The sequence below is a fragment of the Paenibacillus tyrphae genome (assembly GCF_027925525.1).
Taxonomy (GTDB): Bacteria; Bacillota; Bacilli; order Paenibacillales; family NBRC-103111; genus Paenibacillus_G; species Paenibacillus_G tyrfis_B.
On the sequence record NZ_BSDJ01000029.1, the window covers coordinates 34,263 to 46,900 of the forward strand.

The window sequence follows — 12,638 nt, forward strand, 5'->3', positions numbered from 1 at the left end:
CTTTTTGTTCTAATCCTCACAGGGTTCTCCCGACAAGTTTCCATCCAAAATATCGTCAATAATACCGGCTGCCTTAGCCAGGAAAGCTTTCCACTTCATACCCGGCAGCAGAATCAACTCGTCATGCTCGACATCGAGGCTGCCCAGACATTTTTTGTCCTTCACCCACACGATAAAGCCCGTATTGGCGTAACTTTCAATGTCTTTGACCAGATCGATAAATTGCCTGCCTCTCCACTCCAGCACCCTGACGTCGAATATCGTTTCAAATTCAATGTATTCGGTCATTTTCGAATCCTTAAAATCAATCCTTCGATTCTCAATCCCAAGCCATTTGATAATTTCAGCCGGCAAGCCCAGACGCTTAAGCTCCTTCACCCGATTATCCATTTCGTGCCAGATCGGAGGTTCGAATTGCTTGATGTACTCCATCAGCTCCGTATGGTTATTCTGCTTGGCATAAGAATAAGCCCGGTCGCCGTTTTTGTCCTTAATCGTGACATCGGCTCCATGTTCGATCAAGTACTTTACGATTTCAAAATGGTTGATCGCAGCGGCCATTTGGACCGGGGTCGTACAATACGGAAACACTTGACTGCGACCGTTAAAGTTGACATCGGCTCCGTGCTCCACGAATAGCTTCACGAATTCGAATTTTCCGGACCCTGCGGCGTCGCGAAGAGCGTTCCCGCCTGCGTAGGTTCTCATATCGAAGCCCAATTCAAGCAAGGCGCGGACTCCCTTGTGGTTGCCGAAGGCAAGAGCCCTTCCCACAGCGGAACTCTTCACATGGGTAAGAGCATTTAGATCGGCGCCTGCTTGCAACAATCTTTCAAATAGATCGCGCGTTCCATACCGGGCAGCGTAAGGCATCACTGGATTCTTCTCATCGTTCAAATTGTCGAAACCGTACTTGTCCAGCAAAAGCCGGGCCAGAGCCAGTCGTTTGTACTCCAACGCTTGGTTTAAAATATGGACGGGAAGCGTGCTCCCTTCCGGTAACCCGTGCTTTTCCAAAATCGCCATAACCCCGTCCGTGTCGTTGCTTTGGATGCAGCTTACAACTTCTTTTTCAACTTCCGTCATGATAGCCTAGCCTCCCAATCGAATCCAAAACCTCTTGACGATACCGCCGTCGTCTTCTGTAAATTCCGATTCAAACCTGCCGCCATGCTTCAAAATCGTCTTCTCCGAGCCGAGGTTGTCCTTGTCACAGACCAGCAGCACCTGGTCCAATCCCATCGCTTTCGTGATTTGCAGCGCTTGGGCCAGCAAAGCGCCCGCATAGCCCTTGCGCCTATAGCCGGGGCGTATGCCATAGCCGATATGACCGCCGCTGTTCAGAAGCTTTTCGTTTAAGCGATGACGAATGTTAACCGCACCTACGATAAGGTTCTCTTCATAAAGCAGCCAATAGGTCGAATGAGGCACCCAATGAGGATTGCTTAATTTCTCCTCGCTGTCTTCGGCATACAGGAACTCCAGCATCACTTCGAAATCGTCGGGAGCTTGACCGACAACCCAGGGGACCATCGGTTCCCCACTGCTTATCCAGTCCGCATAGAACAACATGTACGGCTCACGGTATTCCATAGAAGGTCTGACTAACCGGACCTTGTTCATCCGAATCCCTCCCGCCTTCTGCGGCGAACTCTCCCACCTATCATTCACAATTTGGTCTATTATAGCTTCTCTCCCTCCTATTGGCAATGCAAAGTCAGCAAAGTAGCCGTCACTTGGCTCAGGCAAATTCCAAGCCTTAAAAACAAGCTCTCGCGGTGCATCGAATATGCGCGTGGTTGCCAGTTCAAGCTCGTCTGCATTCGTTACGTTGCTGCTTGCCAGAAATAGCACCTTGTAGTCATTTTATGTCCAGGGCTCTGCTTGTATAATGTACCAATAAGCGCAGCTTGGCGAAGGCAGATCAGTTAAAGGCCAAACTTGAAAACCAAAACCGAGGAGGAGATCGTATGAAATCTTGGAATGTCGGTATTTTGTTGTTTGATCAGGTGGAAATTCTTGATTTTACCGGCCCGTACGAAGTGTTCGGCCTTGCTGTGCACGACCGCTATAAACCGACCGAACGCTCACTGTTCAACGTCACCACGATATCGGAATCCGGGAGTCTGATTGTAGCAGAGAATAACTTGAAAGTGACTCCTGATTACAGTCTGGCCACCGCCCCTGCCTACGATCTGCTCGTGATCCCCGGGGGGCCGGGAGTGAGGAAGGCTCTCTTGAATGAAGCTCTTGTCAACTGGGTTCGCGCCCGTTCGGGCGATACGCCATGGATTACTTCCGTATGTACGGGGGCGCTGCTGCTGGCTCAAACGGGTCTTCTGGACGGGAAAAAGGCGACGACTCATATTGATAGCATCGATTGGATGCGTACACAATATCCGGCGATTGATGTCATCGATGACGTCAAATACGTGGACGAAGACCGGATCGTCACTTCGGCAGGCGTTGCCAACGGCATGCACATGTCGCTGCATATGGTTGACCGCCTAGCGGGAAGGGAAGTCGCACAGGATGTCTCCCGCATCATGCAATTCGAGACGGACTTTGACGAATACGCGTGCTGAAGAAGAACACATAATATTGAATCGTCCCCCACTAGCCTGTACTAGCGGGGGACGGTATTTTTTTTAAGCCAGTCTTCGATACCCTGCTGCAACGCGCCGCAGTGATTCAAAGTACGAATGTAATGGCGAATCGCTATTACCTCAATGATAAACACGCGCTTCTAAGAATATAGTCGCTTTTTGATGTTACCCGAATGTCACTAAAACGTCACCCGGGTAGAAATAGCCTGAGTGAGCGTTGTCTTCTTAAGTTAGCTGCAGTGACAGTTCAAAGGTATAGATGAAGGTAATGTCTCAATAATTACTGCAGGCGTAATCAGGAAATTTGAAAATAATTCTTCTAGAAAGTAATGGTTAAATCTAAATTAGTCTATCATTGGAACCGATAATGTATATTGTTAAAATACTTATTTTTATAAAGGACGATTAGATATGAATAACCTTAGCTCAGTCGTAACAAAACTAACTGGGAAGAGCGTTTTCAACACTGAGTACTACTCGGCCAATTCGTTTTTCAACATATATATAAAGTATTTCAATTCTATCGTAAATGGATTTAACTCTAATCCAACATCATTAAATAAGCATATCAAAAGGAATTTTAATTTCGGTTATTTTGAGGATCTCTCATTTGGCGGAAAAGCATTTATCAATGAAGAGACGGATTTTGTTTATTTAAACTGTGGAACAATTGTATATATCCATGATCTTTTTTTAAAACTTCTTGCTAACCCTACGGTTTTCCCAGAAATAGGAACCCCAAGTATTAACGACTACATAATACATAAAGAACCTGAAATTAATAACGGAGAAAATCAAATAATTTTTCACAATGGGCCAAGCGATTCCCTCAGACAAGACCTAGCCCTTTTCTTATCACATCTGGCGTTAACTTATGTCACTTTACACGAACTAGGTCATCATTATAACGGCCATATGTTATACTTGAATACTGTGTTAAATGAAAACAGCTTAGATATGGATAACAATAGTTCTACTCTCAATCCATTGGATTACCAGACTTTGGAAATGGATGCAGATGCCTTTGCTGCAACAACTTCTATTAATTTTATCTTTTTTAATTTGCCAGAATATCAAAAAAATCTTTTTCCACCAAGCCTAATCCAAATCATAAAAGAATCAGATATCTTGAAGTACTGGATATTCTCCATCCACTCTCTTTTCTGCTTCTTAAATAAAAACAACTTTAATGCAGAAAATTTCGCAGATAAAAAATACCTACCTCTAAGAATCCGCCAATTTCTAAATTTTGATATAGCTTATACAACACTAGCTTCCATAATCGGCGATAATTTACCCAGAAAAGATTATGAGTTTTTACTGCAAAATACAGTAGTCTACACTGAAGAAAAATTTAACCAAACGTTTGAAAAAAATATGGACGAACTTGATTTACTAAGTAGTACATCTACTACAGTCTTAAATCATGTCACAAAAATTAATGACCATTGGAAAAATAGTATAAAGCCGAAACTTGAAAAATTCTCCAGAGCAACTCTTGCAGAATAATTTATATTAAAAAAGTTAAGATTTCCTGCTAAATTATCGTTAAAGGACCCCAGCACCGACCTAGTCTGGTCGGTGCTTTTAATGAAGACAACCGTGGTTCTGTACAATTAGTCGCGTTATGCTGAGGTTTTTGAAGAAGTTGCTTACCATTCACACGACTTTAGAATCCCTTGAAATCGTTAACACATAACTCTTTACACCTTCTACAAGATTACAATCTTCGGCCTTTAATTTACCTAGTTTCATTTGTTTTACAAGTGCTTTGGCACTATCCCAATATATCTGTACTACATCAGCATTCGTTATTTGGTACGCATCAATCCATAGAATAGGTTTTTCTTCATCATTATACACGTATAATAAAGCCGGTATATACATACCTCCTAACCTTACCTTTATGGTGAATCCTCGACTTTTTCTCCTGAGAACTTCTACAATCTTTAGTACGTTGTAGTTAAAGTATGAAACGCGAGTTCTATCCTCCGATAGCGTAAAACAATCACCAAAATAATCACATGATAATTCTATCGCATGAATCATTTCATTATTTTCAGTCGGATTCTTACAATGCCTAAATAAATATTTTTCATGACACCTACGACATCTTAATACGTCATTACATACCGCCTCAATAACATTTATACTTTCGCTGATCACATAATCTCTTAACTCATTATCCTTATTATCATTTGAGGCATTTCGAATAACCTCCATCTGGGTTTTAAAAACGCTAAAAAGTCGCCCTTCCTTGATCATTCTTTTTATCATGTCCGTATAATCAGCAGTTATTGAATCATAATCTTTCTTTCTTGTCGCAATTTCCATGTACATCACTCCAACTCTATTAGTTATATAAACAATATTTACACAATTAAAAATTCGCATACATTAAAAAATAAAAAACCGCCAGAAGCTCTAAAAAGAGACAGCTAACGGTATTTGTAATAATAATATGATAGGATTATCCCTTGTTCACATTTTGCAATTGTGATTTCAATTAATCACAAAAAAAAATTATCGGCAATATTTATTATGAGTAAACTCTCTGAATCTTATTCTAAGTATATAGTTGAACTAAAGTTTTCGTCGGTTCATCTCGACTATCTAATACACAGTCAAAATAACTTATCCTGATTAATTAGTTCTTCTACTAGGTCTCTTGATTTAGAGATCTTATCCAATGTTCCAATGTTATATTTTCTATAATTATCTATCAACTTAACTAATTTTTCAAACACATCCAAAAGAGCTTCATTAGTTAATATTGTTCCTCTTAAAGTGGCTACTTCAGCTACCGTGTAATTTTGCTTTTTCAACAATTCAAATACAACCATCATACCTAAGTGAAATCTAAACTGTACATAATCCTGAAGAGATTCCGACACATCCTTAAGGAAGATTTCAATTCTCTTCATTATTTCAGCGCATGTAAGATACAAATTCAGGCCGTATTCTTCATTAAAAACTCTTTTATAATCATGATTATGTTTAATTAGTGAGGAAGGTCGAGCCCTTGCATTGTCGGGCTCCTTCAATAAAATAGACATAACACTTTGAGCCATGTAAGGAATACTCACGATTCTATCCGATGGTTTCCCTAAATTCTTATAATAATTTTTTCTTCGATCATAAAACCATCCATATTGGACTAAATATTCTTCGATATCTCTCTGAATACGATCTGTTGCCCTTAATGAAGCAGTTGGAATTGCCGTTTGATTATTTGTCGCTTTAATGATTCTATCTCGCGCTTCAGGGTCTTTAGTTACAATAATTCGAACCAGAATTCCTCTCCCTTCCTCCCTCCACTTGCTTTTGTTTTCAGCCAAATAATTATAGATTGTAGTTGTTGTCTGAAGTCCATTAACTATTTGAATGTCGTCAAGTGTTATTGTCTTCCCTGCAATACTTGCATGAGATGCTAATATCGTTACACCATTATTTAAATACCAGAAGTCTAGATCATCATTTACTTCCAGTGTTTTTCTAATATCTTTATTTACTTCAACTTCACCTTGGTAATCACGTACGTTCGATTCGAAGACATATCTTCTTAAGTTACCATGCTCGTCCGAAACGAAATCACAATAGTCAGTGATTTTTGATAAAATAATATAATTATCTTCTCCTCTCGAAATATAGTTTTCCAAAAAGCGAAGTTGTAATGTATACGTTTTTTCTGTTCTAGCAGCATCTAACAATTGTCTAGCACCTATGAACTCTACACTACAATCTGAACCAGCAAACCTAGAGGTTACAATATCTATTAAATTACTTGATTTTGCTACAACTTTCTGATGGACATCCTGATTATTTCCTTTACTTGCATAAAAAAACTTAACAGTCAATTGGGGGTGCTTCACTGCTAAATTAACATAAATCGATTTAAACTGTTGAATCTTTTTTACAAGCAATGAATTATAACGATTTTTTATGTCATCTGCACTTTTAGATAAATCAAAAATTTCAAAGGCAGTCGAAATAATCTTATCCATAGCAATCTCGCTAAAAGAGGCGGATTGTTTTGATTGGATAAGACAAAGATACATTCTAGGGTTTTTCTTTATTTCGTCAACGTTAAAATCTTCATCAACGAGTTCATCATTTATGAATAGAAAAAAACCATCAATACCACCATCATCACCTGAACCCATTTTTCCACTTTCTAACTCTTCGTAGGATAAATCATAATTTTTTAAAACTTGTTCAAATGTAAATATTTCAAAGAAATCATCTTCTTTAATAGTTTTAGCAATTTCATCTCTACGTTGTTCTAATATTGCATTAAGTACAATGACATCATTACCAGACATATATTCATCCCCTAAGAGGGTTTGCCGAATGTTACCATAGGCATTCCCTTAAATTTTTGTATCCATTAATACAAAAAGTGCTCGCCTTCATGTGCACAAAATTGAACTATTTTTTACAATATTAAGATAATAAATATAGTAGTCCTTTACAAGTGTTTCTTAAACAAAGCCTATGTAAAAAGGAGCTTGCCACCATATTTCATTTGCAAAGCTCCTTTTTGGTTTTTACATATGGAGGGTTAGGGTAGCCGCCTCCCTCCGAAGATATCTTCACACAGCCTTCTACGAGTGTAACCACGGTTTTGATATCGCCTGAGCGTCTCCCTCACTTTTAAGCTCAGCTCCTAAAATCGTTAACGTCCACGCAACATGCGCTTGACTGCAATATGATAGTTTATGATCAAAAGTTGGAGTTGGTGATATCTTGATGATCTATACAGCTCTCGGAGATTCCATTACATTTGGCGAAAATGCCTCCTCTCTGGCAAAGGCATACCCTCAATTGACCGTGTCCGCTTTAAATTCGGATTCGCGCAAGGTTCGCGGGTTTGTTCTGGCGCGGTCCGGTTGGAGCAGCGACGATCTATTGGATGCCGTGATATGGCGGGGGGCCTCCGCGATCGCCCTTTCCTCGGTCGTTTCGGTCTGGATTGGCGGAGTGGATTTAGCCAACGCGGCGCTGGCTTCCTTTACAACCAAGCAGCCGCTTGCTGTAAAACACCTTGTGGCCGGGTATCGGCGTAATGTCAGTACCATTCTGACCCGAATCAAAAAAGGAAGCCGGGCCCGGATCGTTTGCTGCACGCAATACAATCCGTTTCCGAACACCCCTCTTGCGGTTAAGGCGATAGATCAATTGAATCGGATGATCAGCGAGCTTGCCCATAGCTGCAACGCCACTGTCGCTCCCACTCATACGTGGTTTGAAGGCAAGCAGGCAGAGCTTGTGCATGGTTATCGGAATGGAAAGCTGGAAGACGCGTTAAGCGGATCGTTGCCCATCCATCCGAACGATCGGGGGCACAGGGTCATTGCCGCGGGACTGGCCCCGTATCTGATCCCTCACAAGTAATCTTTGCTCATCCTAGCGATTCCTGCTGACCATATAATCCAACAAATGCTTCAGAAAAACGGGACGGCGCGGCATATCCTGCAACGCTTCCATGGCGGTACAGTAGTGCTCCCACATCTTTTTGCTGGCGCCTTCCGAACCCAGGATGGTGACGAACGTCGAATTATTGTTTTCCGCATCCTGACCGACGGGCTTTCCAAGCAACCGCGCATCCCCTTCCAAATCAAGCAAATCGTCCTTGATCTGAAAAGCAATGCCCGCATGATAAGCGAATGTTTTCAACACTTCGAGTTCCTTCTCGTTCACCTGCGCGAGAATAGCAGGCATCACCAGAGCGGCCTCGAACACAATGCCGGTTTTGTAAAAGCAAACCGCCTCCAATTGCTCCAGAGTCAACGCTTTTCCTTTGGAGCTTAAATCCATCGCCTGTCCCACACACACATTTTCCGCCATTTCGGCCGAATACTTCATCAGGGCAAGCACGGTTTTCGCATCAAACCGATCCAGTGAAGCTTGTTCCTGAATGGCCTTCTGAATCAGAAACAGACCGGTTAATTCCGCCGTGGCGCTATTATGCACCCGATGCAGTGTCGGGCGCCCTCTACGGATCGACGCGTTATCCTGGGACGGCAAATCGTCGAAAATCAGGGATGCGGTATGCATATATTCCATGGATCTCAGCAAAGGAAGGATGGACTCCGCGCGGAGTCCGTATTCTTGCACGCCCATGACCCAGGTCACGATCGGACGCAGACGTTTGCCGTCCCCTTCCAGACTGTAATTTGCCGCATCAATGAGCGACTCTTTCATCGCCGGAATGCCGTCAGGTTTGGCAATCTGCAAAGTGTCGTTGATCTGCCGCCGTACCGTTTTGACAGTTTCGGCGAATTCTTCTTTTTCGTTCCGGTCTCTTTTTAAAATGGCGACCAGTTGGTCCCGAAGCAGTTTATCGAAAAATTCCACATCTTCCGCTTTGTCAACCATATGTTGAACAAGTCGGTTGAATGCCGGGTTTTCCGAAGCAAAGATCTCCATAATGCGGTTATATTTTTCGGTGCCGATGCGCGCTTTGCAGCGTTTTAGACCGTTGATGGCCCGAGCCAGGATCACCTCGCGGGCCTTCGCATCGGAGCGATACACGTCATGAATGAGATGGGCAATGACCGTCCAGTATAATTCAAAGGGATTGATCAGATCGGGCCGTTGATCACGGTACGTCAAATAATAGGTGTAGGGCGTTACCGCACCGTCTTTCCTATCGTCGAACATATCCGCGAAATCGTCGGCCAGCTGGTTGAATATGCCATAGAAGAAGGTTCGATCCTCAAAGCCTTCGTCTAAGGGAGCGCGAAGGATCGAGCGGGCAATCAAACGGGAAGAAGCGGACTTTAAGATGATAGGCACATAAAGCTCTTCATTGGTGTACGTGGCATGGGTCATATCCTTTGCACGGTCCAATTCCTGCGAGTGAAAGAATACGTAGGCTTGCTCGAAAAACAGGTGTTGGGTTTCCGGCCGCTGGCGGCTTTTCATATATTCAAAGGCTTCCCGAAGCTCCGAGTGAATGTATTGAATCATAGCTTTGCGGGCTCCGGACCATTCGCCCAATTCCGGCACCGATCCCGTAAGAAGCGCAGTCCGTATCATATCGGAATAATGTGCTTTCTCTTGAGCGGTTAAGACCTGTGCATCCAGAAGATCGTCGATGAACGGATAAGTCAGACCATAGGAATAACCGAGCCGGATCGCTTCGTCAAGTCTCCGGGCACGCTCCTCGGGCGATGGCTCATCTCCCATCTCTTCAATCGCATGCATGACGACCCCGACAATGATCTTGATCAGTTTCCGCTGGGCATGCTCGGCATTCATTTCTTCCGGAATATGGGCCGCTACGCCCTTCAGCTTGTCGATCACCCATATCGCAGCCGGTTCAATGCCTTCTTTCTGAGCCCATCGATACAGCCCCGCGAAGCTGACAAACGCCGGACGGGCTTCCCGGTTAGTTGCGGCGGGGAGAAGCAAACGTTGCTTGACGTCAGCAGCTACACGCCGTATTTTAGCCTGTGCTTCGGGAGAATCGATGGCTTTGCCCAGATCTCGCATGTAAATATAGGAGACGCTGCGATCCAGGTAAGCATCCAATGTGCCCGTATGCTTCAGCCATTGGATATAGCGGTGATAGTCCCCGCCATCGGCCCCCCGCTTGCCTCGGGCAAACATGGAGATCCATGATTGGCCGCGAACATGATCTCGTTGCCACAGCTCGAAATCCTCCGTAAGGACAGACACATACGTCTTTTTCATGACCTGCTGATAAAGGGACGCAAAATAGCCGGCAGCTTTCTGCTCCGCTAGCCGATAACAGGTATCGGCATGAATTATATATTCCTCACTCATAGGTGTATGACCTCAGCTTCTATTGTTGGTATAGGGGTAAATACGGGAGAGTTTTTTTTAGGTTGCGGATCATGTTAAAAGGGGAAGCGCCGACAGCAGTAGGAGGGAAATTTTCAACGTCTTGAACCGCCCGGATAATTCTCGTATTACAATATGCGGAAGCTGCTTTCTAAATTCAGCGACGTCATTTCGGGCACGTATTGTTTGCTGTGTGCGGCACCTCCATTTCCGGATCAAACAGTCTAATATTATCAAAAAGAATGAAGCGTCCGGCCATGCAGCCTAGAACCGCTCCTTTCAGGAATCCAACGCAGAAAGCGTCACTTTTATAATATCGTCCAACACTTTTGGATCGGAAGTCAATTTAGCGGCTTGGGTCAGCGAATACCTGGAATGGTTCAAATAGCGGGCAAGCGCCCTCAAATCGCTATGACGATCGCTCAATTCACCTTGCTCGTAAGCACGGACCAATGCCCGATAGTATGCCTCTTCCAATCGGGAAGCATCTTGCTCGAAGAACGCGGCGATTTCGGGAACGTGAGGGACCTGGTCGATGGCACTGTGCATGATGAAGCACTCCTTACGCCGGGCCTCGTCCTTCAACGCCGCCGCGATCTCGCAAAAAATATCCGTAATGGCCGCCTTGACCGAACCGGGACGATTAAGTCTTGCGACCAAAGCTGCACTTTTCTCGTTCGTATAATGCTTGACTGCGGAGATGAAGAGGTCTTTCTTCGTACCGTAGGTGTCATACAAGCTTTGCCGGGCAATCCCTAAGCCATCAAGCAAAATTTGCAGCGAAGTGCCTTCATATCCGTAATGTCCGAATACCTCCATGGCCTTGCGAAGCACGACGGTCGTATCGAATTCCTTATTTCTTCCCATCGGTTGCATTCCTCCTTGCAAAACCATCTTACTCTTTTTCGGACCATTTAATCAAGAATGGAATAGGACCTCGTCCCCCTCTTGGCGTAAGCTTTCTGCCAATGTCTCCAGAATCGTGTTGTTAAAGCTTCTTTTTTTGGATGCGTATAGATAATGAGATGATTCGTTCCCTTTCTCTTCAATATTGCTAGTGATTAATCAATTACTTTTAGTTAAAATGAAAGTTATTTTTTCTTCTTCAATGCGCGCATCGTATTCGTGATTCCTTCTTCAAAGGACGTCGCCCGCACCGGTCCGAGCAACCGCATGTATTTGTCCCCGCTCAGCACAAGCGGCTCTTCGGTCAAATAAAGCATCTCTACGACCTCCTTCATGACCGGTACGACCATGCCGAGTAAGGATAGCCCGCCTCTTCCGAGCGGAATGACCGGTTTACTGCTCCCGCTTGCTTGCCGGGCAATTCGCACGATTTCCCTGCCCGAAATCAAGCCCGCGCCCGGAATATGCCAGTTCTCGCCGTAAGCCTCGTCCCTGGCAGCGAGCTCTGCAATCATGAACGCAGCGTCCGGCAAGTAGACATATTCCCGCGGGACATGCAGATTGCCGATGAAAAAAGCCATTTTGCCCGCCGCGATAGCTTCGAGCGTAGAGCCCAGATAGGAGGCCTCGTTCGCCGTTGGACCGTAGTAGTCCGGCAAGCGGACGATCATTACCTTGGCCTGGCTCCATCGAGCTTCGAACAGCATTTGCTCGTAAGCGAGTCTAATCTTGCCTTTCCTCGTATGCGGCTGTTTCGGATGATCCTCGGTCGCCCGTTCCATCTGTCTTCTTCCATAGGGATAGATGCCGTCGATCACGACTACCTTCAGGCTAAGCCGATTAGCGGCTTCCATCACGGATTCGCCCAGAGGAATCAGCTTGCTCGTCATCTCGTGATACGGCACGTTTGCGCAGTGAAACATAACATCCGCGCCTTCCGAAGCCGTGACGATGTCATCCGGACGGAAAGCGTCGCCTACGGCAATCGTTAAATGATGCGGATTACCCAGATTAGCCTTGAGCTGCTCAAGCTTCCCACGGGATCGCCCGAAGGCCACCGTTCGAATCCCTCTTCTAACCAGTTCCTCCGTAACCGAAGCGCCGGTACCGCCAGTTGCACCTACCACAATTGCTTTTTTCAAAAGTCTCACCTCAGCAATAGTTATTGATCAATCACTAACTTAATGAAAATGTATCATGTTGTTAGTGATTAGTCAATAACTAATTTGTAGGGGATCGCCAAGGCTGCGTCAATGCTGCATAGCATCCCGCAGGCCAGGAGCGGGAAAAACAAAATACATTGGCTGCGATAAATTA

The 12,638-nt window shown here is 44.4% G+C and carries 10 protein-coding genes; 3 read left to right on the plus strand and 7 right to left on the minus strand.

The window, feature by feature from the left end; genetic code table 11:
* Positions 1-9: 9 nt before the first annotated feature.
* A complete protein-coding gene (locus tag QMG93_RS26615) occupies positions 10-1,086 on the minus strand; it encodes an ankyrin repeat domain-containing protein (protein ID WP_281941934.1) in 1,077 nt (358 codons plus the stop codon).
* 6 nt (positions 1,087-1,092) lie between these two features.
* Positions 1,093-1,623: a GNAT family N-acetyltransferase gene (locus QMG93_RS26620; protein WP_281941936.1), complete on the minus strand. Its 531-nt coding sequence runs from the start codon at positions 1,621-1,623 to the stop codon at positions 1,093-1,095.
* A gap of 347 nt (positions 1,624-1,970) precedes the next feature.
* Between QMG93_RS26620 and QMG93_RS26625 the strand changes: the two genes are divergently transcribed.
* Positions 1,971-2,585, plus strand: a complete 615-nt coding sequence (locus tag QMG93_RS26625; RefSeq protein WP_281941938.1) for a DJ-1/PfpI family protein — start codon at positions 1,971-1,973, stop codon at positions 2,583-2,585.
* A gap of 432 nt (positions 2,586-3,017) precedes the next feature.
* A complete protein-coding gene (locus QMG93_RS26630; RefSeq protein ID WP_281941940.1) occupies positions 3,018-4,115 on the plus strand; it encodes a hypothetical protein in 1,098 nt (365 codons plus the stop codon).
* Positions 4,116-4,265: 150 nt separating this feature from the next.
* Here QMG93_RS26630 and QMG93_RS26635 read toward each other — a convergent pair whose 3' ends face one another.
* Together QMG93_RS26635 and QMG93_RS26640 are read right to left on the minus strand one after the other, a co-directional pair.
* Positions 4,266-4,940 (minus strand): hypothetical protein, encoded by a 675-nt coding sequence (locus tag QMG93_RS26635; RefSeq protein ID WP_281941942.1) that lies wholly within the window; start codon positions 4,938-4,940, stop codon positions 4,266-4,268.
* A gap of 290 nt (positions 4,941-5,230) precedes the next feature.
* Positions 5,231-6,928, minus strand: coding sequence for an AIPR family protein (locus QMG93_RS26640; protein WP_281941944.1), 1,698 nt, complete (start codon positions 6,926-6,928; stop codon positions 5,231-5,233).
* A 427-nt stretch (positions 6,929-7,355) separates the two neighbouring features.
* On the opposite strand from QMG93_RS26640, the gene QMG93_RS26645 reads away from it, so the two are divergent.
* The gene (locus QMG93_RS26645) at positions 7,356-8,000 is read left to right on the plus strand and encodes an SGNH/GDSL hydrolase family protein (RefSeq protein WP_281942046.1); all 645 of its coding nucleotides are present in this window, start codon (positions 7,356-7,358) and stop codon (positions 7,998-8,000) included.
* Between the two features lie 12 nt (positions 8,001-8,012).
* Here QMG93_RS26645 and QMG93_RS26650 read toward each other — a convergent pair whose 3' ends face one another.
* The 3 genes from QMG93_RS26650 to QMG93_RS26660 form a co-directional block, all read right to left on the minus strand.
* Positions 8,013-10,397 (minus strand): polyprenyl synthetase family protein, encoded by a 2,385-nt coding sequence (locus tag QMG93_RS26650; protein ID WP_281941945.1) that lies wholly within the window; start codon positions 10,395-10,397, stop codon positions 8,013-8,015.
* 297 nt (positions 10,398-10,694) lie between these two features.
* Entirely contained in the window at positions 10,695-11,282 is a 588-nt protein-coding gene (locus QMG93_RS26655) for a TetR/AcrR family transcriptional regulator (protein ID WP_281941947.1), read from the minus strand.
* A gap of 224 nt (positions 11,283-11,506) precedes the next feature.
* The gene (locus tag QMG93_RS26660; RefSeq protein WP_281941949.1) at positions 11,507-12,463 is read right to left on the minus strand and encodes an SDR family NAD(P)-dependent oxidoreductase; all 957 of its coding nucleotides are present in this window, start codon (positions 12,461-12,463) and stop codon (positions 11,507-11,509) included.
* Positions 12,464-12,638 lie beyond the last annotated feature (175 nt).